Source organism: Streptomyces sp. NBC_00820 (assembly GCF_036347055.1).
Classification (GTDB): domain Bacteria; phylum Actinomycetota; class Actinomycetes; order Streptomycetales; family Streptomycetaceae; genus Streptomyces.
The window spans coordinates 8081044-8106388 of sequence record NZ_CP108882.1 but is presented as its reverse complement, the minus strand read 5'-3'; the positions used below and the strand labels follow the sequence as shown (position 1 = coordinate 8106388).

Here is a 25345-nt window from a genome sequence, read left to right as displayed (position 1 = left end):
AAGAGCTCGCTGCGCAGGCTCCAAGAGAACTCCCGTGCTGCGCTTGGGAGTTCGGAGCGAAGCCCCGCGCTGCGCGCGGGTGACGAAGTGGGACTCCTCGCGTTGCGAGGAGTTGGCTCTGCGCTGCGCTCCGAGCCGTGTTTCCTTCCGTCAGGACTTTTACCCAATCCGCAGGTTGGGTGGATGGTCTTCCGGCTCTCCGCTTACGCTCCGAGCCGGCGGCTCCTTCGTCGCTACGCTCCTAGAAGGAGCCTTGAGGTCCGTCCGCTGCGCTCCCGGACCCTGCCCGCATGCGCGGGCGGCTGGCTACGGGGACAGGCTCGGGGTGGCCGATTGGTTGTTTCCTTCACCTCAGAACTTTGGGTGAATCCGGGTTTGGGTGCGTGCCCTCTGAGTGGGAGATTGCGGTGGGGCGGGTCTGTGGTGTGCCGGAGCGGGAAGCACGAAGAGGAACTCAACCTCTGTGCAGCGAACCCGCCTGACATCACCTCAGCGGGGGTGTGCCAGGCGGGTAGCGGGTGTCAGTCGTGCTGCCACCAGGTCACTGCGAGGCCGGCCAGAAGGGCCCCGAGGTGGCGTACGGCTCCGGCGAGGAGCGCTAAGGAGACGAGGCGCCGCCACGAGGCGGGAACGGGCGCACCGTGGTCCTGGGGCGGGGTGGCGGAGGGCCGGTTTTTCTTCGGCATCGCGGGGTGTCCTTCGTTCGGGCCGGGTGCAGCGGCGTGGGCTGTGGTGCTGGGACCAGTGAGCCAGAGCCGCAAAGCCGCAGAAAATTGCGCTTCTCGGGGTTGTAATGGTGGGCATGGCACGAGGGGCGCCGAGTCCGGCTGATCTGCAAGTGGTCCGTGAACTTGCCGCGCGGGAGGTGGCGGTGACGGCAAGCCAGCTGGAGAGCTGGCGGCGGGCGGGCTTGTTGCCGCGTCATCGGCGGCGGGGGCTGGGGCGCGGCCGGGGGTCGGTGGTGGACGCGGTCGATCCGCTGGTGGTGGAGAGCGCGGCGGCGCTGGCTCGGCATCTTCGGCAGGGGCGTGACCGGCGGCTGGCCGTGCTGGCGTGGTTCGCCGAGGCCGGGACGCCGCCGGTGCGGCCGGGGGCGGCCCGGGTGCCGGAGCCGCCGGTGGCCGCCGTGCGTGAGGCCCTGGTGTGGGCGCTGCAACGCTCGGCGTCGCAGCGGCTGGTGGAGTTCGCGCGCAGCGCGGCCGGGGCGGGCGAGGAAGGGCAGGACGCGTTGTACGCGGCCGCCGGGCGGCTCATTGGGCCGTATCGCGGGGCGGCGAATCCCACGCTCGTGCGTGCGGCGCTCGAAGCCGGCGGGGACGTGCCGGCCGAGGCCGAGGGGCCGGACTTCAGGAGCATGGTGCACGTGGCCGCCGCGATCGGCCTGGGAGCGCAGGAGGTCGGGGCGGACGCGCTGGCCGAAGCGTTCGCCGCGTTCGGCATGTTCGGGCTGACGGCCGAGGACTGGGCGCAGATGCTGGGTGCCGCGGAGCGTGGCGAGGGGCCGCCGGTGGACTGGGGGCTGCTCCAGCAGAACGCGGACATGGTGGCTCAGGTCCTGCGGGCGAGTGACGAGGAGCTGGTGCGCGCACGAGAGGTGCTGGTCGGTCTGCGTATGTTCTACGGGCTGTACGTGCTGCACGGACTGCTCCTGCCGGACACCCCCGCGCAGGCCGCGCTACGGCAGCGGATCGATGAGTGGGGCATGTTCCCGTTCCTGGACCACGTCATCGCCATCAACCCCTCCCCCAGGCAGTTCGCCGAGTCCCTGGCGGTCTTCCTCGAGCCGTTCTTCGGCAGGCTGTACCAGATCCTGATGGACCAGTTCGCCGAGAACCCGGACATCTTCAGCATCCCCGGCGACGAGACGGGGGCCGTCGGCTTCGGGGAGAGGTGGATGCGCTCCATGGAGGAGCTGACGAACGGCCGACAGGCGGCGAACGGCGGCGCAGAGGTGAAGGGGCGTGGGTGCAGGCCGGATGACGTGATCTTGCCGCAGCCTCGGTGATGGCGGCTGCGCGTGTCGGTGGATGAGTGCAGCAAGACCGGTGGTCCAGGGCGCCGCGCGGGGTTGCCCCTCATCCCTCTTCGCATCTCGCGTACCGACTGCGTACCGGAGCCGTGCCCCGTCCGGAGCGTGTATCTGCGGCTCCCGGGCTGATCGGAGTTTCCTCTACCTGTGGTAGAGGAGCGGGGTAGGGTGGGGATATGGCAGCAGACGAGACGAGCATCAAGGTGAGCACTGCCGCGCGGGACCGGCTCGCCCAGCTGGCGGCCGAGCACGGCACCACCATTCGCAGCCTGGTCGAGGACCTCGCGCAGGGCACTCCGACGCAGGCCGAGTACGCCGAGCGGGCCGAGCTGGCCCGTGCCGAACTCGCCTCCGCCCTCGGCCACGCGCCGAGCCCGGAGGCCGAGGCTAAGGCCCGAGCCCTGCTCGAGCGCCTGGGCGGCGCCGCGCACAGCCCGCAGGCGGCCGCGTAGTGGCGGGGATCGCGGTCGTCCTGGACCACACGACCGCGAGCGCGTTGTTCGACCCGAAGGATCCGTTCAACGAGGCGGTCGCCGCGTTCTACGTCCAGGCCTCCGGGGGGCTCGGTGACCTGTACGCACCGGTGCTGTCCCTGACGGCCGGCGACGCCGAACGGGCCGGCCTGCTCGGCTACATCAAGGGGCTGCGGTTCATCCGCATCGAGGCCTTCGACACCGACGCCGCGGTCACCGCCACCGAACTGCTGCGCTTCGGGCACTCCTGGGCCGCCGTCCACGCCATCCACGCTGCCCGCCCCTCCGCCACCCATCCCGCCGGGCGGTACCTGCTCACCTTGACCCCCAAGGCGTACGCGGGCACCGGCGTTCAAGCCGTCCACCCTGACCAGTAGCCATCCGCCACCCTGGCGGCACAAGACGGTCGCCCCGCCGAGGGCGCGGCTCAGACCCCGCGGTGGGCCCGATGCTGCTCCGCCGGGAGCGGCACCGCTCGTATATAGGCGGTTGGATCTTCTGTTCTGATGTGCCCGGCCGCGAGGCCGAGGTGTCTTCCGGAGGAACTGTGCAGTTCACTGTGTTGCCCGTCCGCGGGCGGCCCGTCTCCCCCATGCCGGGGCAGGCCTTCCTGGTTCGGGACGACTGGGATGACTACAGCTTCAAGACGACCTTCCTGCTGCTCTGTGTGGATCCAGGCGGCGAGATCCGGGAGATCGGCGGGGTCAAGATCGGCCGATTCGGCATGACGGGGCCGGCCTGGACGCCGCTGCCGGAGGACTTCGATACCCTGGACGGGGCCTTCTTCTCGCTCGGGCTGCGGGACACCTACTACGAACGGCTGCGCGAGCTGGGTCCCGATCTGCAGCGCACCGTGCTGCGGGCTCTCAACGACGTCTCCTTCGATCTGGATCTCTTCGCCCGTGCTCGCACCGAGAGGGTGATGGGCACGTCCCTGCTCCGGTCGGTTTCCGTCGACACCGTCGTCGGCCGCTTCCGGGGCAGCGGCATACCCGCAGGGCCGCCGGCGTCCATCACCGAAGTCACCCGGCGGCACCTGTTCGACGCGCTGCGCAGCACGGGGGCGAGCTGGTCGGGCAGCCTGGACGAGGTCACCTTCCTGCGCAGGCTGTACGACCTGGACCGTCTGAAGAGTCATGACCCGCGGTTCACCACGGCCGAGGACGACATCGTCCAGCACTGCTGGAACAACCCCGGGGACTGGGAAGACGACTGGGTCTTCGGCGATGATCGCTTCGGGCTCGCCGCTGGCACCGACGAGGTCCTACTCCACTTCCTCGCGGAGATGATCCACCCCGCGGTGCGGACGGACCCCGTCGAGGTCCGGCGGCTGCTGGCCGTGGTCAACCACCATCTGGCGCCCGACGGCTACGAGCTCGCCGAGGCCAGCACGGTCAGCGGCTACCCGGTGTACGAGGGCCGCCTGATCCCGGCGCGCCCTCGCACCGAGCACCCCGCTCCCTCGGCCGTCGCGCCGTCCGCACCATCCAGCGAGGCCGCCTACGCCGCGGTCCGCCGTGCCGCTCGCGGCGTGCGCAAGGACTACGCCTGCCCGCGTGAGCCGGTCCCGGACGGGGGCCAGGCCGATGTGTTCGAGGCGATCCATAAGCCCACCGGCACGACCGTCGCATTGAAGAAGCTGCACAGCAAGTACCCGGCCGACCGTCAAGTGGCCCGCATGCGACGGGAGATCGAGATCGGCCAGCTGCTGAACGGCCATCCCCACGCCATGCCGATCCTCGACTTCAGCACCGACCACATCTGGTTCGTGATGCCCTGGGCGGACGCGACCGCCGCCGAGCGCCAAGAGGTGCTCCAGGAACCGGCCGAGCTGCGCGCCCTGGTCGACGCCCTGGCATCGGTGCTGGCCGCCGCGCACGAGCACGGCTGGCTGCACCGCGACATCAAACCGTCGAACGTCCTCTACTTCGACGGCCGCTGGACCCTCGCCGACTGGGGCATCGTCCGCCGGCCACGAGGCCAGACCACCAAGGTGGGCCGCACCGGCCACTTCCTCGGCACCGAGGGGTTCGCCGCCCCGGAACTGTTCAGGGCACCCCATGAGGCCACGGCGTCCAGCGACATCTACAGCATCGGTAGAGTCATCGCCTGGGCCCTCACCGGCAAGCTGCCGGAGACCAACCTGTCGCTGCTGCCCCCTCCCGGCCCGTGGCGCACCATCGTGCGCGCCGCCACCCACCAGGATCCGCAGCGTCGCCCCCAGACCGTCAGCGACCTCCTCGACCTGATCGACCGTGAACACGCGGTCATCCCCGAAGACCCCCTCCCGGCCGCCGAGACCCTGCTCGAAGCCGTCGGCAACGGCGACGCGGCCGCCGCAGAGACCTTGCTGACCCTGGTCGGCGACCACCCCGAGGACTACGAACTCCACGTCGGCGTGCTCGCCCAGCTCGACACCCAGCAGGCCGGGCCGGCCCTCGCACGAGAACCCGCCCGAGCTCACAATCTCCTGCGCGCCCTGGCAGAGCACGTCGACGGAGACGACACCCACATCGTGCAGTTCGGCGCAGCCGCGAGGGTCGTGATCTGGCTGCACGGCCTCTGCTCCTACGCCGCCGACCACCGCGACTGGGACCTGCTGGAGGAGGCCGCCCACACCATGTGCACCTGGGACGCCGCCTGGGACCAGTGGAGCGCCCAGGCCAAGATCACCCCCTGGCTGCGGGCTCTGACGAGCGAGGCCGCATCCGTCATCGGCGCCGTCCTGCGTGACCACCCCGACTCCGCCCAGCACTTCAGCCATGTCGCCGACGACCGCACCGCCGACACCCGCATACGCCAGGCACTACGCGCCAGCACGGCTAACTGAAGCGGCCGTCGCGAGCGATGTGCCGGCCGACGGCCATCCAGACCGGCTCTGGCGAGTCCTCGGGCACGGCGCCGGTGAGGCCGTCGAGGTGCTGCACGGCCTCACCGGTGATGTAGCGATCGGGGTCGGGGGACTGCAGGTAGCGGCGCAGCAGGTCGGTGTCGAGGTCCTGGCGCTGGAGGTAGGCGGCGAGGGTGCCGACCAGGAGGTGGTTGTGGGCGAGGGCGTCGGTCAGGGCGTACAGGACCAGGCGCTGCCACTGCTTCATGTTGTCGCCGTGCAGGGTCTGCAGGTGCTGGGCGCGGGCGAGGTAGGCGTTGATGCGGCGGCAGTGGTGGGTCACCAGCGCCAGCAGCTCCGGTGGCACCTCCTCGCCCACCGGACCCGGGGCGGGCTCGACCGTGCAGGGGGCGGGCGCGGGCGGCAGGGCGTCGCGGATCTGCTGCAGACCGGTGTCCTGCTGCGGGCCGTGGGGGATCTCGCTGCGCCGCTGCGGTCGCTTGCGCGGGTGGGTGGAGGTCATGGCCGTGCCGTCCCTTACGGCCGGTCCCACGATCCGGCGCCTGCTGGGTGGCGTGGCCACACGTGCGGGGCGCTGTGAGTGACGCGGCGCGTCTAGGGCCTACCCGTCCGCGTCAGTCGCGGGCTGACGCGACACTCGGCCGGGCACCGTCACAGCGCGACAAGGTAGGGCGGCACCAGCCAGGACAACGACGGTCGTCGGGCCGGGGTCACGGCGCGGCGGCCGGTCTGCCGGATTCTGGTCGCGAAACGGCGTGCGAAAAGCGGGTTGGGTGCGCCGTGCGGTGCGGGCAGGCGCATCGTCTGTGCGGGCCTTCTCATGTCGTCGGGATGAGATGGGCTTCTGGGTGCTCAGAGCTGCGGGTCGAGGCCGAACTGGTTCATCACGTCGGTGAACAGCTCCTGTGCGGTCTCCTGCAGGGCTTCGGCCTCGTCGAGCGGGGTCAGTGGGGCGGTGACGGGCTGGATCCGGCGGGGGTGGCGTGCGTGGTCGGGAACGTCGGTGAAGCCGCCGAAACCGGTGACGACCGGGACCAGGGCCGGCTTCGGCGTCCTGGGAGAGGGCGTGACGGCGGTGAGTGTCACGGTCAGCTGCAGCGCGCTGTCGACCCGCAGCCGACGGGCCAGTTCCCAGGCCGTGGTGGTCAGGTCGCGGCAGCAGGCGCCGATGAAGTCTTGGGACACCGCGACGCCGGCGCCGGGCAGCTCATCGGCGGCCAGGTTTCGTGCGGCGTTCCAGGAGACGTCGGCGGCCAGCAGCACGGTCCCATCGTGGTGCAGTTCGGCGTGGACCTCGCGGGCGCTCTGCAGCAGGAGGGTGCTCAGAACCCAGCGGCGCAGTCCGGGCCGCGGGTTGCCGGTGACGATCTCCAGACTGGTCAGGGGGCCGGGCCTCATCGGATCGCCGCCCCGGCGGCGGGCGGCCTGGGCCACGGCGGTGGTCTCTTCGCGGGTCAGGCGGGGAGCGGTACGCGGCAGCGGGCGTTCGGGGCGGGCCAGGGCGACGAAGTAGGCGGCCGGCTCGGTGTGCTGGGCGGAGACGGTCTCCTGGGCGTGGGCGAGCAGGTGGTGTGCTTCGTCCTCGGCCCGCTGGGCGCGGGTGAAGCGGTCGCGGTAGGCGCGTTCGAGTTGGTGCTCGGCCATCCAGGCGGTGTGATCGCGGTCGCGGTAGGGAGCGACGGCGGCCTGCTGGTCCTTGTCCCGGGTGGCGGTGCCGTAGACGAGGTGGGGGGCCATGGGGCTGGCGGGGACATCGGCCACCAGCACACTGGTGGCGCCGTCGGCCGAGGTGAGGACCGTGAAGGTGAGGTCGGGCAGGTAGGGCTGGACGTGGTTGCGGACCCACTGGGCGTACTGCTCGATGTTCACGTCGCCGGAGTTGATGCCGACCAGTTCGCACGTGGTGTCCCGCACGCCGAAGATGATCAGGCCGCCGCGGGTGTTAGCCATCGCGGCAACGTCCTTGGCCAGTTCGTTCCAGCGGCCCTCGCGCGGGGGCTGAGGAAGCTGTTCCTTCCAGTCCAGGTCGTCGGACTCCGCCAGCCGGTCGGCAGCAGCCTTGGCGACTATGTCGAAGTCCAGGGGGCCGGGCGCAGCCCCGAGGTGCTCATGCAGTCGTGTCCAGGAACGGGCCATGCCCGGCACCCTAGGGCGTGGCACTGACAACGCCTGCCGGTCCGGAGGAAGGTGCATCTCCCCGGCTTGTCGTCGGTTGCGGTCTGCTGCGGACCGGCGGCCCGGGGCGAAGGCGGTGCATCGTCCGCTTCTCTTTCTCTGGAGACCGGCAGGGCGTGGTGTCCGGGCCAGGTGGTCCGCGCTTCTCGAGGGGTGTGGCTGAGGGTGCTACCGCTTCGGGCCGCCAAATTGGATAAAGAGACGGAATTCCGCGCTGACAACGCGCTGAACTGCGGTGATGCGAGATGAAGACCTCGCGCGACGACGGTACGTCCGTGTGGACACAGGTGTCGGAATGCGCCTGATCGGCCTGGCCCGCCGGGCCGGTCAGGTGCCACGATCAGGGCCTCGCCAAGGCCTGCGGGCGCCTCACCCCCAACAGCCTTGCAGCGAGCTTCATCTGTTGCGTCATCAGTTCGAGGAGCACCATGTTCGTCTTCTCCGCCCGCCTGGCCACGGCCGGTGCGGTCGCCGAGTGCGGCATCGCGAACCCGCTCGCCGACCGTCTCCTGGCTGGCGAGGCCGTCGTCATCGTCATCGTCGTCCTGGCAGTCACCGCACTGGCCGTGACCGGCCACGAAGTGCCCGCCGTGCTGGGGGGGCTGGCGGCCGCGGCCGCCAGCCGGCTCGCGCGGGCCCGACCCGGGCTGCGCCTGGACATGCGTCACGCGTTCGGCAGGACGCTCTGAGATGGCCGGCCGACCGCTCAGCCCCATCCCGGCGAGCACGCACCCCGAGCTGCGAGCTCTCATCCAGCGGCTGCGCACCGCCAAGGAGGCCTCGGGCAAGACCTTCGAGGCGCTCGCCAAGGACAGCGGGGTCTCGGAGAGCGTCGTACGCCGCGCCCTCGCAGGTAAGAGGGTGCCCCTGCTGGAGACCGTGGAGGCCATCACGCGCGCCTGCGGCCGCAAGGAGGACGACATGGCACGGGCCTGGCACGCCGCGAAGGCGGAGGAAGTCCTGCCGGGCGCCCGGGCGCTGGGGCCGAAGATGGTCACCTCGCGCGCCGAGCTCGTCGAGTCGATGATCTTCATGCGGATCGCGGGCGGGTATCCGCCGCTGCATCAGCTCGAGAAGTTCGCGGGCAGCGCCCCGGACGGCCGGACGCGGTTGCCCCACTCGACCCTCCACCTGGTCCTCCAGGGACAGATACCTCCCACCGAGACGCTGTTCACCGCCTTCATGGAAGCCCTGTCCATGCCTGCCGCCGACAGACGAAACTGGCTGGACGCCCATCGCCGTCTCTTCGCCGATGCCCCCGCGCGGCGCGCCTTTGGACAGCCGCCCCCCGTCGTACGCGCTGAGCCGCCTGCGCTCACCCCGTGCGAAGCGGCCGAACGCGTACTCCCTCGTCTGGAGCAGGACGAGAGGATCAAACGGAAGACCGGACAGCTGAAGACGCCGGACGACTACGAACTCCTCGGCCTCCGCTACCTCAACTCCCCCGCGCCCGAATTCCAGTGGCCGGACGAAGAGGAGCTCGCCGCCTGGGAGGCCGAGGCAGCGGCCCAGCCGTCCGCCAAGGAGCATCTCGACCTGCGCGAGAAGCTGCGCGCCATGATCGACCGCACTGAACCGGCCTGACTCACAGGGCCGGTCGGTCAGCTCGCGTACCAGCGCCCTCAAGCCGCTCGGGGCGGAAGCCACTGTCGGCGGCTCCCGCCCCCTCCGGGTCCGCTGGTGGTCTCAGCTCTCCGGTTCCCTCGGCACGAGGCGGGAGAAGAACTCCTTCGCGGCCTGCGCGTCGAGTTCCCCGTTCGTGGTCGCGGATCGCCGCATTGCTTCGCCCGTCACCTGGGCGGGGATGCCGAGCTGCTTGTCCGCCTCGCTCATGATCTCGCCGAGGTACCACTGGGCCGAGGTCGGGAAGTGCTGGATGAACCAGCTGAGCATCTTCGCCAGGGGCAGCGACAGGATGAGGTCGAAGTCCGTGAGCTCACGACCCCGGCGTTCGGCGATGCGGAGTGAGGTGGTGAAGTCCTCCAGGATGGCGTGGCGGAGGGTCGGTCCGAGGGCGTCGGTCGGGATGATCTGCCGGAGACTGTCGGCGACTTCGAAGGCCAGTTGGTCGGCTACCTCCCGCACGCTCGGCTCGTTGCGGTGGCGCAGGGCCCAGCGTTTGCGGATGTCGGGCCGCTTCCACAGGAAGCTGAAGAAGGTTTCGCTGAACCGGTCGCGGATCTGGGCCGCTCCCGGGGCGAGATGGTGCCGGTCGCCGGCCGACATGGCGTCCTTTAGCCCCTCGGAGGAGCGGCGCCGGGCTTCGGCCCAGTCTTCGGCGACCGGGCGGGACCACTGGGCGCGGCCGCCGACGGTCGCCTGGGGCAGGGGGACGTCGTTCTCGCCTCGGGAGATGTAGCCCCGCAGGGTGGAGGCCGTGATGCCGCCGAGCGCTGCCATCTCGGGCACGCCGAGCAGCCGGTCCCCGGCAAGTTCGGGACTGGCCAGGTCGACGACGCACCGGTCGAGCGGCAGGGGGTCGTTCTGCTTCTGGTGGTGCTGCGCCCACCGGGTCAGGTCGTCGAGCCAGTCGTTCGGCGCCGCGGTGGCGGGGTCGAAGGTGGCGACCTTGTGCACGTGTGCGCGGTCAGGGTGGGCGTGGCCGTCGAGCATGTCGTTGGCGTGGACGGTGGCCGTGGCGCGGGCCCTGTGGCGGGCGTAGTCCTCGGTGACGGGGTCCCAGATCTGGCCGGGCCGGTACCAGGCTTCGCCGTCCCGCCAGTAGCCGCCGGCCCGGAACAGCAGCGGTGCGCCTGTCCAGTAGGTGTGCAGGCTGGCGGTGTCCTCATCGCGCAGCAGGAGCACGGTGCGCCCGTGGTCGGGGTGGTAGCGCACGGCCCAGCCCAGGTGGTGGGCGATCGGGTCGGTGGTGAAGGCCAGCCATCCTCCCTCGCGGGAGGGGTCGCAACGGCCCCACATGCCTTCGCCCTTGTTGCGGCCGACGGCCTCGATGGCGTCGGGACCGTCGTCGAGCGGCAGATGTGAGTCGTCGACGAACGGCAGACCGGGCACCGGGTGGTCCGTGCGCAGGCCGTTGGCGAGCGGACGAATGTCGTAGACCAACGTGTTCCCCTTCTCGACTTCACTGCTGTAGATGACTACAACGCTATTGATGCCCAGTAGTACACGACTAGAAAGCGGATCGATACAGCCATTTCGAGACAGTTTCCACAGCGGCGAGTTGGCGTGATAGCCACACCAGGGCAGCACTCCGGCCGGCAGCCGCTGCGCCGCACACACCGCCGCCATGAACAGAAAAAGCGGGGATCTGCCCTTCACGCCCGTGTCATCCTGGCCGGTTGGCCATGGGACGAGGGGAAAGGGACGGCATATGGCAACACGTCACGAGCCTTGGCCGGCAACGGTCGTCACGGCGGTGGCAGGTGTGCTCGGCGACACCACTCACGGCTTGACCGGACGGGAGATCGGGCAACTGCTGGCCGTCGTGAAGGTGCCGGACGTCGACGGCGGCAACAAGCGGGACCGGCTGGCCGGAGCGCTGCTGGCGCAGCAGGCACGCCAGGGTGCGTCGAACTGCGTGATCGCGTTCATCAAAGTGGCGATGTCCCCGGTGCGCTACGTTCAGCAGCCGCACACGTTCTCACGCCGGCAGGACGACCTCAACGAGGTCCTCGTCCATGTCGGGCTGCGGGTGAACGACCAGGGGCAGGTTGCCAGAGGGCCGGCGGCTGCCACGTTGAGCGAGGCCGCACGGCACGCCAGTTCCCTGCGGGCCGAGCTGCGCCGCCGCTCCACGCATCCGGAGGTGCTGCGCTACTGCACCCTGGAGATCCTGGCCAAGAACCCCTTTCACGCCAGTCTGGAGGCGGTCAAGTCGGTGGCCGACCGGCTGCGGACCCTCACCGGCCAGGGCATGGACGGGGCGCGCCTGGTCGACGCGGTGCTCATGCCGGGCCAGGGAACGGTCCGGGTAGCCATCAACGCGAACGCCACGGGGCCCGAGCTGGATGAGCAGAAGGGGCTGGCGAACCTGGTCAAGGGCCTGTTCAGCATGTACCGCAACCCGGCCGCGCACGAGCCACGCCTTCACCGCACCGTCACCGACGAGGAGTTGCTGGAACTGCTCACCACGCTGTCGATGGTGCACCGACGGCTCGACAGCGCGCACGTCACCCCCTGATGCCCTGATCAGTGCAACTCGCACCTGTGGGCGATGCCGGCCAGTGGCAGCGGAGGCAGTGCCGCCTCAGGCCCGGTTGTCCTCCTGTGGCGGTGATGCCTGAAAGAAGGCCAGCAGGGGTTCGCTGATGGCACGTGCGCAGCTGGTGCAGTCGGCTGCAGCGTCGAGACGAGGTGCGAGGTCTTGAGTGTCGTAGGGGGTGAGGATGAGCCAGCGCAGGACGACCTGCCGGACGAGCAGCCTGAGCTCGCGCAGTTGGGCCTCCTTCTGGTCAGCGAGCAGGTCTCCGTGTACGTACTTCGATCGCGCGCTGTACGCCTTCTGCACTCTGCTCTCGACGCCCTCGCGCAGAGGGCTGGGGAACAGGGCCGCCGTCCGCGTCCGGATCCTCTCGCTGATGCCCTCGTGCTTGTCGCCGGGGCTGACCATCAGGGCTTCCAGCGCGATGACGTAGTCCAGAAGCCGCTCGTCGGCTTCTTGCTCCCACACACCGTCATCCCTGTAGGTGCGCTGGTAGGCCTGCAGCAGGTGACGGGCAGCTCGCTCCAAGCGGCGGGCGCGCTTCCTCGGAAGACTCCGGCCGCTGGTGATGCCGTCCATGACTGCGTCGATCTTCGCTGTCACCGCGGAGCAGAAGGCCTGCAGCCGCGGGAGAGCGGCTGGAGCGACGTGGAAGCTGCCGCTCTCGCGGACTTCGACTTCTTCCAGGCTGCCGTGGCGGTCCTCGTAGGTCTGGATGGTAGTGGGCACCTGATTTGGGTTCAGGTCGAAGTAGCGGCCGCGCTCGACGCCGAACACCGCGTTGACGTGCAGCAGCTCCTCACTCCACAGGATCAATGGCAGCAACGCCCTCCAGTGCAGGGATTCCGGACGTGGACCGGCGAAGTCGAACCAGCCCGTGTCCCTGCGGTCCGGCGCGCGCTCGGGGTTCGGGGCGTGGACGAAGGGCGCACCGGCCAAGAGATCGAGGTCGAGCCCGCACGGCTGGAGGCCCTGGAGGGCCGGCATGGGGCCCAGCTGCCTCAGTTCGTCGGCGGTGAAGGTCTGCAGGGTGTAGCGGCCCAGCGGGATCCGTGTCCCCACGGGGAGGTCACCGGTGAGAAGTAGCCAGTCCTCCGCTGCCGGAGCGGGGGCCGTGCAGAAGGCGACGAAGCTGTCCGCGACGTCTTCCACCGGCACCGTCGCGCCCTGGGCCACTAGACGGGTCGCATCACCCAGTCTCGATCCTGCCAGGAGCGTGGACCATCGGGGCAGCCAGTCACCGTCGACCTTGCCGTACAGGTCGCGGTGCTCGGATTTCGGCGCGGCGCTCACGACCGCGTTGATCACGGCTTCGAACTCCGGCTGCGTCGACAGTGCTACATCGGTGATGGCCTGGGGTATGGAGGGCAGATCGCGTGCCTGCTCGAGCCAGGTAAGGACGGCCTGACGCAGCTGGGAGGTGGCTTCCATGCGGCACGAAAGTAGCGCACTTCACCGTCCGCGACACCCCACTGCCCGGCGCACAGCTTAGGGCGGTGAGGCGCGAGCGGATCGGGCGGCGGGGCAGGTGGCCCTTGGGACAGCTCACGGGTCGGAGACAGGCCGGTTCTGGATCAGGTGCGCGGCGGAGTACAGGCCCAGCGGGGCGTCGTCGGCAGCCAGGCTGCTGGCCGGTGCGGGTGCAGGCAACTGCCGGTAGGCGTGCTCACCACGGGCCTGCTCAATCGCGTGGAACAGCGGCAGAAGATAGGCGCCCTGGAAGGCCTGCGTGCTCATGCCCAGCAACGGTAGAACGCAAGGGCTGTGCGAGGTAACCGTTTTGACGCCCCCGGTCCAGGCGCGCCGGTGGGACGCGAGCGCCACGCCACAGGGCCGCTGAGGCCGAGGGCGAGGGTGCACTTCGGTGAACGCCCATGCAATCACGAGAACTTGCCTTCACTCAAGTTTGCTTGTAGTCAGTCAAAATTTCGTGCACGCTTCGCGGCATGACTGATGAGACGCCGGAGATGTTCAAAGCTCGCTACGAGGACATCTCCGCCATCCGCTGGCCGCGGCCGGCTGACCCGCAACAAGAGGAACTCGACACGTTGAAGGCCAGGCACCTCGCGTGGAACGCCTGGTATAGGAAGACGGTCAAGGCGGCACAGGAGCACGGCCCGCAACACGACGCGCTCCTGGTCGCTCTCGAAGACCTCGTCGAGATCAAGCGAGACGCCGACGAGAAGATCCGACTGCTCCTGGCCTACGGTCGGATCTTCCACCAGCCCCGCCCGCACACGCTGGAATCCCTCGGCGCGGCCGCCGGCCTCAGCCCCTCCGGCGTCAGCCGCGCCTTCGGCGCCGAGGAAGTCATGGCCGTAGCGGAACTAACCGGCAAGCGCCCGCCCGCCGTCGATGTCCAGCGCCACGACCCCGACGTCATCTCCGGTCACGCCAGCAAGAACTGCTGCACCTGGGGAGGCAGCAAGGCCAAGCCCTGCACCGAGACGCCCAAGTACGCCGTCACCGACAAGTCCGGCGCAAAGTGGGCCTGCTGCGACAAGCACCTGCCCGGCTACCTGCGCTCCCGCGTCTGAGCCGCATAGTCACGACGGCCGCCATGCGCCCCTGTAGCCGGGGTGTTCGTCCTACAGCCCAGCAAACACCCGCGCAGCAGGCACTCGTCACCGTCGACCCGGCACAACAGCCTTGACATCACTCGTCCTGCCGGCGGCGGGATCGGCGCGGCTACCGGCGCCGCCCCCAGCGGCGGACGGCGCCTGCTCAGACCAGGAGGGTCCGCACCGCCCGGCGGGCCCCCAAGCCCGGCGGGCACCCGGGCCGGCTCCGGCGACCGGCCGCAGTACAGGTCGAGACTCTGCACCTCTCGCACAGACCGGGGCATCGGCACGTTCACCGACTGCCGCCGCCGAACGGTGGTGCAGCCACCACGCTGAACACGCCGTGCTCGGCCTGCTGTCGTCACAGGAATCCTGCGCCGGCCGCGGGGATGACGGTCGTATGCCTGCCCGGCTGCCCAGCTGCGCCGGACCGGGCATCGCAGGCTGTCTACCCGGGCCTACCCGTGGCGTCGCTGGAGAGGCAGAGGTTCGTGATCCGGGCTCGCGGCGACATCACCCCGGCCAGCTGACGGGCTTCCTGCTCATCACGCACCACAATGTGCTGGAACTCCAGCTGCGGTGACAGACAGACCAGTTCGGGGCAGGGACGCACGATCCCGTACAGGGCGCGCAGCCGCCCCGTCGTGAAGAGCGGGATGCCGTATGCGAAGCTCTCGGACACCTGCGGCCTCTCGGGGATCTCCACCCGTACCTCTTCGTCGTGCCAGGCCCGCTCGGCGACCGCGGCGAAGAGCTCGGCACGCTGCCGTGGGTTCACGTCCTGCCACCACGCCCGTGCCACCTCCACCGCCCGACCGGCCAGCTCCTCCCGCTTCGCGGCCTCCTGCTCACGCTGCCGCCGCCATGCCTGCTCCAAGCGCCGCTGCTCCTGTGCCTGGGCGCGGCGGGTCTCTTCGTCTTCGGGATCCGGCACAGGCTGACTCTTGCGGCGCCGCTGGAGTTGCTGCCTGCGCTGGAGCTCTTGCTGCTGGCGTGCGGCGCGGCGGTCCGCGGCCTCCCGACGGGCTCTGTCGGCCCGTTCGGCCTGCTCCTGGCGTCTGCGGTCGTGCTCGTTCTGCGCGCGCTCGGACTGGGCGGAGGTCCACCACAGGCGACGCTGCACGTAGCGGCCGAGGCCGGAGCCGCGTTGTACGGACGTGTAGTGCGGCAGGCTGGCGACGGGGGTGACGCTGCCGGACAGCACCCATCTCACGAACCGCCCCAGGTCCTGCGGTTTGAACGCCCATGTCCCGGCGGCGGCGTCGAATCCTCCCAGGCCGTCGACCACCCTCCAACGCTGCCCGTGCTGGTCGGGGGCGCTGACCTGTACGGCCGGGACCACGTCGATCCACGGGGGTGCCTGGGGGCCCGGGGACACCCAGCACACGCCGATGCCCTCGGCTGCATAGCGGGCGGTGCGGGCCAGGATGTCCCGGTCGGTGATCGGTGAGAGCTGCGCCTCCCAGGCGATGCGCCTGCTGCCGTCGGGTGAGGACGCCATCACGTCCGCGCGCCATGCGCCATCACCTCCCGCCACCTCGAGGGCGGCGTGCCATCCGGCGCTGCGGACCGTCGAGGCCAGCTCGAGCTTGAGCATGTGGTGTTCCCACGATTCGCCGCCCAGTTCGCAGGTGCCGTCGCGGCCCGGGTCGTGGCAGAAGAACCGCACCCCTTGCGGGGAGTGCTTGGCATGCACGGCCCACCCGCATCCGGGGCAGGCCAGGGGGACGCGGGGCCGCACCTTGTAGACCTGGGCCCAGCTCATCGCGCACCCGAGATCAGGCAGGGTGGCATCCAGTCGGCCGGCATCTGGGTGCAGCGCGGTGAACGGCACGGGCTCGTGACCCCCGGGAATCTGACGCGCAGCGCGGTGAATTCGTCGCAACAGCAGATAGCACGCGCCGCTGACACACCGCGCTGAACTGCAGATATCCGATGCCCCCGGAGCAGTCGAGGAGGGCACCGGGCTCGATGGCCTGCAAGCACTCGTCTCAGCGGGGTCTCGGGCTTTCCCTGCGGCCCGCACCAGCCGGGGCAGGACCTACACAAGAACGGCCGGCACGGCGTCCTCGGCCGTCCAGTCCCCCTCGAACAGGGCGGCGACCAGGCGTACGTGATGGTCGGGGAGCTGGTCGGCGCGGTGCCGGTGGCGGGCCTTGGCCAGCCAGGCGCCGAGCTTGACGGTGTCGCCGTCGACGCGGACCGTCTCCCGGGCGGCAGGGATGCGGCCCTCGCGGTGCAGGAAAAGCTCCAGCAGCTGGACGGTCTCCTCGAACGTTCGGCGGGTACGGCTGGCGGGAGCCAGCGGGTTCGCCTCGGGAGTGAGGCCGAGCGCGGTCATCAGCTGCTGCTGGCCGTCGGCAAGGGCCGACCAGGTGGTGAGCTGGCGCCCCAGCCAGGAGCCGATCTTCACGCCGCCGATCTGGGTGTCGCGGGTCAGGGCGGCGGGGTCGGCGCCGGTGGCGAGGTGGGCGCGCAGCAGGTGGTATTTGCGGTGCCAGTCCGCTCCGTGCGGCAGACGCCAGTCGGCGGCGAGGGCGGTGAGGGCCTCGGCGCGCGCGGTGTCGAGGTCGTTCCTGGCGGCGAGGTGGCGTTGTTCGGCGAGCCAGGCTCCGACGGGGGTGGTGGCGGGGGCGGCGAGGTGGCCGTGGGCGCGGTGGTAGTCGGCGGCTGCGGCGAGGCGGGAGCGCCAGGCGGCGTCGTGCTTGTCCCAGATCATGCCCAGCGCGTCGAGTTCGGCGATCCAGTCGGCTTCGAGGCGGCCGGCTTTCGCGGCGTCGCGCATGGTGGTGATGAAGGTGCCGAGGGTGTAGCCGGTGGGGTCGGTGTAGTCGGCGGGGATGTCGAGGTGGCCGTACTGGTCGCGGTAGGAGCGGGCGGCGGCGAGGCCGAGGCGGCGGGAGCGGGAGACGGCTGGGTCGCGGGGGTCGAAGGAGACCAGGTCCATCGCCTGGGCGATGCGTTCGGGGTGGACGGTGAAGTCGAAGTGCCAGCGACGGGCGATGACGTCGCTGGTCTCCTTCGGCAGGCGGTTGGCCTTGTCGGGGAGGCGTTCGAGGATGCGGTGGTCGTGGCTGGCCAGCGCGCAGGCGATCGCCCACACCGGCTCGTACGCGGTGCCGAGGATGTTCTCGCTGTCGGCGCCGGGCGGGATGTAGACGGGGACGACCAGGCTGGCGGTCTTGCCGGAGACGTCCAGACGCAGGGCGCGGCCGAGGGCCTGCACGCAGCGGATGACGCTGCGGGTGGGGTCGGCGAAGACGACGGCGTCGACGCTGGGGATGTCGACGCCTTCAGCGATCAGGCGGGAGTTGGCGAGGATCGCGGTGTCGGCGGCGGCGAAGGCGGCGAAGATGTCGGCGCGCTGGGCGGGGGTGTGTTCGCCGTGGGCGAAGAACAGCTGCGGGTCGATGCCGGGGACGAGGCCGGGGTCGGTCTTGGCCAGCAGGCGCAGGGTGTGGGGCAGTTCGCGGGTGAAGCGGCGGGCGTCGGAGACGAGGTTGAAGTAGACCAGGACCTTCTTCAGGCCGTGCTCGGTCATGGCGCGCAGGACGGCCAAGTGCAGGGCGGTGGTGCGCAGCGCACTGTCGTCCTTCTGCTCCCGGGCCGCAGTGCTGCCGGTGGTCGTGGTGCCGGGGGCGGGCATGTTCAGGCGGCGGCGCAGGTCGGTGTCGGTGAGGGTGGGCACCACGATGCGGTAGTCCGCCGCCCGGCCATCCGCCACAGCCCTCGCGAGGGGATATTCAACGACCTTCTTGCCGTACATCTGTTCGTTGTCCATGGAGTTGGCGAACGCGTCCACCTCCTCGCCCTGCGGGCGCCCTCGGCGCGGGCGGGTGAGGTCGGCGGACTCCGCCAGCTCCGGGGCGGCGAAGATGCGGGGCGTGGCGGTCATGTAGAGGCGGCGGTCGGCGTGGATGCGCTGGGCGGCGTTGACGATCGCCCACTTCTTGTCGGCCCGGCCGGCGATCCGGTGCGCCTCGTCCATGATCGCCAGGTCGAACGGCGGAACTGCGTACCCCGTCTTCTGGGTTTCCTCAATCTTGTTCAGGGAGTCGTAGGTGCAGATCAGCGTCAGAGCCGGGATCTGATCCTCTGCCTCCCCCACCACCGACATCAGCCCGCCCAGCGCGTGCGGGTCGGTGGTCGACATGACGCGGGCGGCCACCAGATCCTCACGGCCGGCCACATCCATCGATGACACGATCACCATGTGCTCGCCGTGGCCGTCACCGCGCCAGGCCAGGGCGGTCTGCGCCGCCAGGTCAAGGGTGGGCACCACGAACAGCACTAGCCGCGCGCCGAGTTGGTTCGCGACGCGGATGGACACCAGCGTCTTCCCGGTCCCCGTCGCCGATACGAACAGTCCCCTCGTCCCGGGGCGGCGCAGGTGCCGCACGAGCCGGTTCACCGCGTCCGCCTGGTCGGTAAAGAGCCGGGACCGCTCGGGGCGGCCGGGGCGCGGCAGTTCCACCACAGTCATGACAGCTCTTCCTGATCCTGAAGCGGACGGGACCTTGGACGGGGCCGGGTCGGGACAAGGGCGGCGAGCCCCATGGGCGAGGGCTTTCCCGGACACTACCACCCGTACGCCCATCGCACGTGGAAAGTACGTGGCTGGTACGCGATAGGTACGCTTCATGGATAGGATGGGGACGGAGGTGTCCCATGTCCGAGTTGTTCGATGCCGTGGACGCGCTGGTCGCGTCCCGCTCCCCGCTGCCGCCGCCGGCGGAGCGCAGGCGGCTGCGCCAGGCTCACGCGCTCACCCTGGACGAGGTGGCCGCCGCGCTGCAGGTGCGGCGGGCGACCGTCGGCGCGTGGGAGTCGGGCCGGACCGAGCCGCGGCCGCCGGAGCGGGAGGCGTACGCACGCCTGCTGGAGCAGCTCGCCACGCTCTACCCCGCCTCTGAGAACGCCGGTGCCGAGCAGGAAGACACCGCGGTGCCGCGGACGTTCACCGCCCCGGCGCCCGCAGCCCCCGCCACGGCGCCAACGCCGCCGAGGCCCCTGGTGAACCCGCCGACGGTGTCGGCGAGCGGCGCACCGGATGCCACGGCCGGGGCCGAGACCGCCGGGGAGTCTGCCTCCGCTCCCCCGGCGGCGGTCCGGGCACCGGCCACCGCGCCGCGCCCGCGCGCCGAGCGGGAATCGCAGACCTCGCGCCGTCCGGGGGCGGCGAAGACCGCCCCGGCGAACGCGCCCGCGCCCGGCGGCGTGTACGCGCACGGCCCGCTGCTCGTCCTCGACGCGGACGCCGACCGGAAGGTGACCGGCTACGGCATCGGCGGTCTGATCCTGGACGTGCCCGCCAAGTCCCTGCCCGCGCTGGTGGAGTGGACGCTCACCGAGGCGCAGCTCGGGGCGGAGAGGCTGCATGGTTCGGGGAAGGACGCCGACCCGCTGCTGGTGCTCACCGAGGCGGCGTGCGAGCGCTACGGCCTGCCCGCCGCACTGTCGCACGAGGAGCGGCTTGCCGGACGGCTCCCGGAGGGGCACAAGGCCATCAAGCAGCTTCAGCGCGCCGAGTGGAAGCTGACCAAGCGGGGGCTGGGGCCCTGGGCGCGGATCTACCGCCCCGCCCAGGGGGGCCGCCGAAGGTGCGTACAGCTGTGCATCCCTTCGTGGCGTGCCCTCGATGCCCGCGCGTGGGGCCATGCCGCGCAGCTGGAGCCCGCGGAGCTCGCCCGGCTGCTGGGCGCGTACGCGCAGCGGGTGATGACCCCGGTCGGCTCCACCGCTGTGACGGGGCTGCAGCTGATGACCGCGCTCAACCCGCCGACCCGTGCGAGCGAGCCGGACGCCGACGGCCGCCGCCACTCCGAACACCGGCCCGGCTCGCTGGGCACCGAGCCGGTCGACCCGGCGCCGTGCGAGGCGACCGACGGGCACCCCGTCCTGGCCGACCTGCCCCGCTTCCACGTGCGCGGCCCTGGCGAGCGGCTGTTCGAGGAGGCCTACGACTGGGCGCGGGACCTGACCGATGCCGAGTGCATGCAGCGCTACCTGGTCGGCATCGACGTGAACCTGGCCTTCGGCGCTGCCGCGAACGGCGCCGTCATCGGCCTCGCTTCCCCGCCCGTGCACGTCACCAACCCCGCCTTCGACGCGGCGGTGCCGGGCTCCTGGCTGGTCGACCTGTCCCACGTCGACCTCAGTCACGTGAAGGTCGGAAAGCAGTGGCATGAGCTCGACGGCGACCTGCTGCCCAGCCCGTTCACGCCGACTGGCGAACGCCCCGAGGGCCCGGCCTGGTACACCACCCCCACGGTCGCCTACGCCGTCGAACTCGGCTACGACGTCGCCCCGCTCGAGGCGTGGGTGCGCCAGGAGAGTGGCCGGTTCCTGGACGGCTGGTACAAGCGCCTGCGCAACGCCTATGTCGACACCATGGCGGACCTCGGCGTGGGCGAGAAGCTGCCCCCGGCCGAGTTCCTGAGGGCTATGGACGGCTACAAGAGCCGTGATCCGGAGCTGGGAATCGTCGTGGACGCGGTCAAGATGACCGTCAAGGGCGGCATCGGCAAGCTGCAGGAGAAGGCGCGCGGCGGCGGCTGGAAGCCGGGACAGGCCTGGCCCGCTCTCGCCCGCCCGACGTGGCGTCCGGACATCCGCGCCACCGTCATCTCCCGGGCCCGCATCAACATGCACCGCAAGATACTCAACCTGGCCGCGGCCACCGGCCGTTACCCGGTCGCGGTCCTCTCGGACTGCGCCGTGTACGCCGCCGACGGCCCCAGCCCGCTGGACGTCCTGCCCTATGGCGCCGACGGCAAGACCGTGCCGGGCTCGTTCCGGCTGGGGGTCTCGCCCGGAATGGTCAAGCACGAGGGCACCCAGAGCGTGCTGTGGGGGGCGGACGTGCTCGAGCAGCTCGGCGCCGACGGCCATGTCGCCAACCTCGCCCGCTACATCAAGACCGGCGAGGTCACCGCCAAGGACACTGGAGAATAGGGAGCGTTACAGGCGATGGTCACGGTCGGGGAAGAACTCGACAGGGCGGTGCAGGGCGCGTTCACGCAGCCCATCCCCAAGTCCGCCGGGGCGCAGATGCGTTACCTCCTCAAGAAGCACGGCGGCCGGACGATGCCGGTGGCCGAGCTGCTCGGCATCAGCCAGCGCACGGTGGAGCGGTATGTGAAGAACCAGATCAAAAGGCCCCGGCCGGAGCTCGCCGACCGGCTGGAGCGTGAGGTCCGCGTGCGCTGGCAGCCGCAGATCAGGGCGAAGGCGAAGGAGGCCGCGGCCACCACGAGCGGCATCATGATCGATGTCCAGGCCCGGTTCGGCTACACCGCCGCCGTCGGCAGCACCGACCAGGCCCGCGTGCGTCACCTCACCCTGGCCCTGCCGCCCCGGCACGCCGCCCGCCTCCTTCAAGCCCAGGAAGCAGGCGTCGACGAGGACGACCTCCGCGAACTCGCTGCCGAGGCGTTGGGTGAGGTGTACTTCCGCGACGGCGGCCGCCGTGCCCACGGCCTCGAAGTGGAACTCAAGGACATCGTCGACCTGCAGTTTGAGCTGTAGGCGGTCAGGCAGTAGGTCTCCAGTGCTCAGGTGCGGCGGTGCGGGGGAACCCATCGGGGCATGCCTGGGGCGGCAGGCAGGAGTTCATTGTCGAGGGGGTCCAGCGCGCGCCCGACGAGTCCTTCAGATTGGCGTACGAGGGTCAATCGAGTTGTGGGGTGGAGTGGGATGACAGTGATCTGGGTCCATTGCCGGGCACCGTGCCGGGCGGCAACGTGTTCACGGATGCGCCCGGCGAGAGTTCGCCCGGCGATGCTGCCCACATAGCGAACGATCCTGCGGGGATCACAGATCACGTACACGGCCGTGGTGATGGTCGCCCACGCGGCAGCGGTGACCACGTCAGCGGTGCGCTCGAAGACGAGTTCGCGGCTGATGGGGCTGCCGGTCGGTGGGCTTGGCACAAGGTCGACTGCGTGGGCGAACAATGCCGGGGTGAGGCGGGTTCCGGCAGGTGCCGAGGGAGCGGGTGCCATGTTCTCAGCCCTCCAGCGGCTCGGTGTGCTCATCGAGGTCCTCGGTGAGTCGCTCGCTGAGAGCGTCGTGGAGTTGCTTCCAGCCGCCCGCCTGTCGGCTGATCTCCTCCAGTTTGGGCAGGCATTCGTGTGGGTCGGACCAGCCATGGCGCCGCACCCAGGGCCGGTCGTCGTTGTCGGCGGTGCTGGCCATCTGCTCGACGAGGCTCTGGACCTGCAGGACCTGAGTGTTGAGCTTGACGCCCAGCCGCGCCAGGCGTGCCTTGGCGGTGGTGTCCGGGACCGACACCCCCTCGCCGCCCACCGGCAGGGTGAGCCGGCGCAGCGCGGAGGCGTTGAGCACCGGTGCGTTGGGGACGGGGCGGTCGGTGGGGTCGTCGAGTGTTTCCGTATCGAGGTGGCGTACCTGCCGTCCGGCCCGCCCGTCGTAGATTGCCTGGGCGAGCTGCTTCAACCCGTGTTCGGTGGTGGCGAGTTCGATCACGATCAGGTTGGGTTCGCGGTAGTCACCCTTGGACGTCTTGCTCTCGTCCGGGGTGGTATTGGTGCTTTCACCGGTCTCTTCGTCCTGGTCGTCATCGTGGCTTCGCGTGCCGAAGGCGGTGCGGTTGAGGATGGGAGCGGATCCGGAAGTCACGAGCCAGAAGGAACCCATGATCGCCAGTTGAGCGGAGGCGTCGCCGACGAGAGGCTTTTCCCCGATGTCGCGGGCGGCCTGGTAGTCGGGAAGCTCCTGAGTGAGGGCCTGGTGGAGGAGCTCGGAGACTTCCCGGCGGTCCAGTGTGCGGCCGCGCAGCTGCGGCCAGCGCAGGGCGCGGTCGAAAGCCGAGCGGCGGGCGGGTTTGTTGGCGGCAGCAGGGACGTGGCGCAGGGCAACTTCGGCGGCCAGTCCTTGCCGCACGAACTTGGAGTTCCCGACGTGGCCGCGGGTCGCGAGCGCTTTGGCGATCACGCGGTCGGCGCTCGTCCCCTGCTTGGGCAGGAACGCGGCCGTCGCCAATACGGCGATCTCGTCCAGGTGTAGCAGTCCCTGTGCGGCGGCGGTGGCCGGGTCGTTGAGGGCGGATCGCACCTGGGCCGGGTTCAACGGCGGGGCCTGGGGCAGTGCGCCACGCTGTTCTTGCTCGGCCAGTACGGCCTCGGCGCGTACCTGGGCTGTGGTGGTGGCGGAGAACGGTGTGGCGGGCTCGAGGTGGGCCTGGGACACCACCCGGCGGCGTACTTCGTCCAGGGGGGCGGTGGTGTCCCCGGCGAGGACGATAGTGGTGCGGGGCATGGTCGCCACGGTCAGGTTGCGGCGCTCGGCGTCGGACAGCGGTGCCCCGGAGCGGACCTTGCCGCAGATCGCCAGGAGTTTGTTGCGGTGTGTCTTCCAGGGGTGCTTCTTGAACGACTCCTCGTCCCGCGGCACGACCTGGGCTCGGTCGAGGACGTGCTTGAGGGTGATGGTGGCGGCCTTCTGTGCGGCGTGCACGCGCCCGTAGCAGTCTGCGGTCTCGAACGCTCCGAAGGTCGGCGCCCCGGGCAGGTCGACAACCAGGGGGAAGAGGATCCCGCCGGTGCGTACGCCTCGCTCGGCGATGTCGTCGAGGTAGGGGTTGACCTTCTCGACGTGGTCGTCCATGGCGCTCATCTGGGTGAGCATCTCGTCCAGTGCCTCAGCGGCATCGGCATAGCGGGTGGCGTCGAAGCGCAGCGCCGTCTGGTCGGACACCACGGTGTAGGGAGGGAGCAGGAACTCACCGGCAAACCGTAGTTCGCTGCCGCGCAGGTTCTCCAGCGCCTTGAGAACGGGGGCGTTGAGGGTGTTGAGGATGAGGACTCGGGCGACAACGTTCCCGATGAGTTCGGTGTCGGGGTTGCGGAGTTGGCGCAGGCCTTCCTGCGGGTCGGCGAGCACCCAGGGCAGCGCGCGCGCCACCACCTCGGGCAGGCCCTGGGCTCGGGCGGTCTCCGCAATGGAGCGGTACTGCTTCAGACTCAGAGGCTTGATGCGGTCCGCGAGCAGCTTCAAATGGCTGTCAGGGACCTGGGATTCGGAGTCCTCTCCAGCACTGGGCGCAGGGTGCGTGTCCGGTGTGCCCACGGTGGCGTTCTGGTTCGGCAGAGAGAACAGCGTCTCGGAGTCGCTCGAGACAGCGGGGAAGGTCATGAGGATGCCCATCACCGGGTTCACGCGGTACGTGAACAAGCCGTGCGATCAACGTGCAGGCCCGGTGGCCAGCGTTTCCATCCGCGGGGAGGAGCGGGTTGCCCGTCTCGACGGTTGGAGCGCGCCGACGATCCTTCGGTGTTAAGTCGATTCAGCTGATCACACCACCATGTGGGGATGTAATCACTGCCGAACCGGGTCAGCCCGTACGGGAGTTCAGGAGTCCTCGCACGCGGCACCGCGCTCTCATCAGCGGACTATCGCCTGATGGCGGACTCTACCCCTGCGGGGTCGCGCCGGGGAGAACATCACTCCAATGAGTGGGTGGACGCGGCGTGGCGGTGGCGGGCGGATCCGGAAACCTCAGGCGGAGAAGCCGATGTTGGAGACGTATTCGTACTGGCCCCACTGAGAGCCGAGCTCGGGCAGGACGTCGGTGGTCCAGGCCTCCTCGAGGGCGCGGGGGTCGTTGTTGGCCCAGGCGGTGACGATGGCGTCCCAGCGGCGCACGTTCAGCTTCCGGTAGGGGACGACGCGCTGGTGCGGCCGGGCAACCCGGGACTGGTTGAGGGGGTGGATCTCCACGCGGGTGCCGCCGCCGGCGTTGAGGCGCACCAGGAGGTGGCGGGCCACATGGTGGCGGCGCACCCTGCGGTAGACAGCCTCGATGCGGTCCAGGTTGGCCTTCGTGGGGCGCTGCGTGCCGGCCAGCCATGCGTTCAGGGTGCGGTCGGTGACGGTCAGTCCGAGCTGGTGGGCGGTGTGGAGGGTGCGGGTGGACCTGGTCAGGTAGTTCAGGCGGGCGAGCAGGCCGCGCTTGGCGGTGACGGGGGTGGCGATGAAGTCGATGAGGTAGTCCAGGCGGCGGGCCACGGCGTCGCTGCCCTTGATTCCTTGGGCTCCATACTTGCCGAACTCGAGGTTTTTCTGGGGCACTTG

The 25345-nt window shown here is 70.3% G+C and carries 21 protein-coding genes; 10 read left to right on the top strand and 11 right to left on the bottom strand.

What is annotated here, in order from left to right; all coding sequences use genetic code 11:
- Window positions 1-521: 521 nt before the first annotated feature.
- Window positions 522-686 (bottom strand): hypothetical protein, encoded by a 165-nt coding sequence (locus tag OIB37_RS36185; RefSeq protein ID WP_330455412.1) that lies wholly within the window; start codon window positions 684-686, stop codon window positions 522-524.
- 185 nt (window positions 687-871) lie between these two features.
- Between OIB37_RS36185 and OIB37_RS36180 the strand changes: the two genes are divergently transcribed.
- From OIB37_RS36180 to OIB37_RS36165, 4 genes are all read left to right on the top strand, one after another.
- The gene (locus OIB37_RS36180; RefSeq protein WP_330455413.1) at window positions 872-2005 is read left to right on the top strand and encodes a hypothetical protein; all 1134 of its coding nucleotides are present in this window, start codon (window positions 872-874) and stop codon (window positions 2003-2005) included.
- A gap of 200 nt (window positions 2006-2205) precedes the next feature.
- On the top strand, window positions 2206-2481 hold the full coding sequence (locus OIB37_RS36175) for a hypothetical protein (RefSeq protein WP_330455414.1): 276 nt from the start codon (window positions 2206-2208) through the stop codon (window positions 2479-2481).
- Window positions 2481-2879 (top strand): hypothetical protein, encoded by a 399-nt coding sequence (locus OIB37_RS36170; protein ID WP_330455415.1) that lies wholly within the window; start codon window positions 2481-2483, stop codon window positions 2877-2879. Before OIB37_RS36175 ends, OIB37_RS36170 begins: the two co-directional genes overlap by 1 nt.
- A 170-nt stretch (window positions 2880-3049) precedes the next feature.
- Window positions 3050-5332: a protein kinase domain-containing protein gene (locus tag OIB37_RS36165; RefSeq protein ID WP_330455416.1), complete on the top strand. Its 2283-nt coding sequence runs from the start codon at window positions 3050-3052 to the stop codon at window positions 5330-5332.
- Here the strand turns inward: OIB37_RS36165 and OIB37_RS36160 are convergent.
- Window positions 5325-5855, bottom strand: coding sequence for a hypothetical protein (locus OIB37_RS36160; RefSeq protein WP_330455417.1), 531 nt, complete (start codon window positions 5853-5855; stop codon window positions 5325-5327). The genes OIB37_RS36165 and OIB37_RS36160 overlap by 8 nt on opposite strands.
- Window positions 5856-6205: 350 nt before the next feature.
- Window positions 6206-7489, bottom strand: a complete 1284-nt coding sequence (locus OIB37_RS36155; RefSeq protein ID WP_330455418.1) for an AlbA family DNA-binding domain-containing protein — start codon at window positions 7487-7489, stop codon at window positions 6206-6208.
- 467 nt (window positions 7490-7956) lie between these two features.
- Between OIB37_RS36155 and OIB37_RS36150 the strand changes: the two genes are divergently transcribed.
- Together OIB37_RS36150 and OIB37_RS36145 are read left to right on the top strand one after the other, a co-directional pair.
- A complete protein-coding gene (locus OIB37_RS36150; RefSeq protein ID WP_330455419.1) occupies window positions 7957-8217 on the top strand; it encodes a hypothetical protein in 261 nt (86 codons plus the stop codon).
- Between the two features lies 1 nt (window position 8218).
- Window positions 8219-9112 (top strand): helix-turn-helix domain-containing protein, encoded by an 894-nt coding sequence (locus OIB37_RS36145; protein WP_330455420.1) that lies wholly within the window; start codon window positions 8219-8221, stop codon window positions 9110-9112.
- Between the two features lie 102 nt (window positions 9113-9214).
- Here OIB37_RS36145 and OIB37_RS36140 read toward each other — a convergent pair whose 3' ends face one another.
- A complete protein-coding gene (locus OIB37_RS36140; RefSeq protein ID WP_330455421.1) occupies window positions 9215-10591 on the bottom strand; it encodes a helix-turn-helix transcriptional regulator in 1377 nt (458 codons plus the stop codon).
- A 268-nt stretch (window positions 10592-10859) separates the two neighbouring features.
- Between OIB37_RS36140 and OIB37_RS36135 the strand changes: the two genes are divergently transcribed.
- Window positions 10860-11669, top strand: a complete 810-nt coding sequence (locus OIB37_RS36135; protein WP_330455422.1) for a TIGR02391 family protein — start codon at window positions 10860-10862, stop codon at window positions 11667-11669.
- A 66-nt stretch (window positions 11670-11735) separates the two neighbouring features.
- Here the strand turns inward: OIB37_RS36135 and OIB37_RS36130 are convergent, their stop codons facing one another.
- Window positions 11736-13121, bottom strand: coding sequence for a hypothetical protein (locus OIB37_RS36130; RefSeq protein WP_330455423.1), 1386 nt, complete (start codon window positions 13119-13121; stop codon window positions 11736-11738).
- A 114-nt stretch (window positions 13122-13235) separates the two neighbouring features.
- Entirely contained in the window at window positions 13236-13427 is a 192-nt protein-coding gene (locus OIB37_RS36125) for a hypothetical protein (RefSeq protein WP_330455424.1), read from the bottom strand.
- Window positions 13428-13636: 209 nt separating this feature from the next.
- Here OIB37_RS36125 and OIB37_RS36120 point away from each other — a divergent pair, with 209 nt between their 5' ends.
- Window positions 13637-14227, top strand: coding sequence for a hypothetical protein (locus OIB37_RS36120; RefSeq protein WP_330455425.1), 591 nt, complete (start codon window positions 13637-13639; stop codon window positions 14225-14227).
- Between the two features lie 472 nt (window positions 14228-14699).
- Here OIB37_RS36120 and OIB37_RS36115 read toward each other — a convergent pair whose 3' ends face one another.
- A complete protein-coding gene (locus OIB37_RS36115) occupies window positions 14700-16016 on the bottom strand; it encodes a competence protein CoiA (RefSeq protein ID WP_330455426.1) in 1317 nt (438 codons plus the stop codon).
- Between the two features lie 276 nt (window positions 16017-16292).
- A complete protein-coding gene (locus OIB37_RS36110) occupies window positions 16293-18734 on the bottom strand; it encodes a DEAD/DEAH box helicase (protein WP_330455427.1) in 2442 nt (813 codons plus the stop codon).
- Between the two features lie 185 nt (window positions 18735-18919).
- Here OIB37_RS36110 and tap point away from each other — a divergent pair, with 185 nt between their 5' ends.
- Entirely contained in the window at window positions 18920-21205 is a 2286-nt protein-coding gene (tap, locus tag OIB37_RS36105; RefSeq protein ID WP_330455428.1) for a telomere-associated protein Tap, read from the top strand.
- Window positions 21206-21220: 15 nt separating this feature from the next.
- Entirely contained in the window at window positions 21221-21778 is a 558-nt protein-coding gene (gene tpg / locus OIB37_RS36100) for a telomere-protecting terminal protein Tpg (protein ID WP_330455429.1), read from the top strand.
- 26 nt (window positions 21779-21804) lie between these two features.
- Here the strand turns inward: tpg and OIB37_RS36095 are convergent, their stop codons facing one another.
- The 3 genes from OIB37_RS36095 to OIB37_RS36085 form a co-directional block, all read right to left on the bottom strand.
- Window positions 21805-22182, bottom strand: a complete 378-nt coding sequence (locus tag OIB37_RS36095) for a hypothetical protein (protein ID WP_330455430.1) — start codon at window positions 22180-22182, stop codon at window positions 21805-21807.
- 76 nt (window positions 22183-22258) lie between these two features.
- Complete coding sequence (locus OIB37_RS36090; RefSeq protein ID WP_330455431.1) at window positions 22259-24406, bottom strand: hypothetical protein; 2148 nt, start codon at window positions 24404-24406, stop codon at window positions 22259-22261.
- A 363-nt stretch (window positions 24407-24769) separates the two neighbouring features.
- On the bottom strand, window positions 24770-25342 hold the full coding sequence (locus tag OIB37_RS36085) for a transcriptional regulator (RefSeq protein WP_330455432.1): 573 nt from the start codon (window positions 25340-25342) through the stop codon (window positions 24770-24772).
- Window positions 25343-25345 lie beyond the last annotated feature (3 nt).

What these genes read in the sequence shown, in the direction of transcription:
- OIB37_RS36185 (WP_330455412.1), bottom strand. Translation starts at nt 686, where the DNA reads ATGCCGAAGAAAAACCGGCCCTCCGCCACCCCGCCCCAGGACCACGGT.
- OIB37_RS36175 (WP_330455414.1), top strand. Translation starts at nt 2,206, where the DNA reads ATGGCAGCAGACGAGACGAGCATCAAGGTGAGCACTGCCGCGCGGGAC.
- OIB37_RS36160 (WP_330455417.1), bottom strand. Translation starts at nt 5,855, where the DNA reads ATGACCTCCACCCACCCGCGCAAGCGACCGCAGCGGCGCAGCGAGATC.
- OIB37_RS36155 (WP_330455418.1), bottom strand. Translation starts at nt 7,489, where the DNA reads ATGGCCCGTTCCTGGACACGACTGCATGAGCACCTCGGGGCTGCGCCC.
- OIB37_RS36150 (WP_330455419.1), top strand. Translation starts at nt 7,957, where the DNA reads ATGTTCGTCTTCTCCGCCCGCCTGGCCACGGCCGGTGCGGTCGCCGAG.
- OIB37_RS36145 (WP_330455420.1), top strand. Translation starts at nt 8,219, where the DNA reads ATGGCCGGCCGACCGCTCAGCCCCATCCCGGCGAGCACGCACCCCGAG.
- OIB37_RS36135 (WP_330455422.1), top strand. Translation starts at nt 10,860, where the DNA reads ATGGCAACACGTCACGAGCCTTGGCCGGCAACGGTCGTCACGGCGGTG.
- OIB37_RS36130 (WP_330455423.1), bottom strand. Translation starts at nt 13,121, where the DNA reads ATGGAAGCCACCTCCCAGCTGCGTCAGGCCGTCCTTACCTGGCTCGAG.
- OIB37_RS36125 (WP_330455424.1), bottom strand. Translation starts at nt 13,427, where the DNA reads ATGAGCACGCAGGCCTTCCAGGGCGCCTATCTTCTGCCGCTGTTCCAC.
- OIB37_RS36120 (WP_330455425.1), top strand. Translation starts at nt 13,637, where the DNA reads ATGACTGATGAGACGCCGGAGATGTTCAAAGCTCGCTACGAGGACATC.
- OIB37_RS36115 (WP_330455426.1), bottom strand. Translation starts at nt 16,016, where the DNA reads ATGAGCTGGGCCCAGGTCTACAAGGTGCGGCCCCGCGTCCCCCTGGCC.
- OIB37_RS36110 (WP_330455427.1), bottom strand. Translation starts at nt 18,734, where the DNA reads ATGACTGTGGTGGAACTGCCGCGCCCCGGCCGCCCCGAGCGGTCCCGG.
- tap (WP_330455428.1), top strand. Translation starts at nt 18,920, where the DNA reads ATGTCCGAGTTGTTCGATGCCGTGGACGCGCTGGTCGCGTCCCGCTCC.
- tpg (WP_330455429.1), top strand. Translation starts at nt 21,221, where the DNA reads ATGGTCACGGTCGGGGAAGAACTCGACAGGGCGGTGCAGGGCGCGTTC.
- OIB37_RS36090 (WP_330455431.1), bottom strand. Translation starts at nt 24,406, where the DNA reads ATGACCTTCCCCGCTGTCTCGAGCGACTCCGAGACGCTGTTCTCTCTG.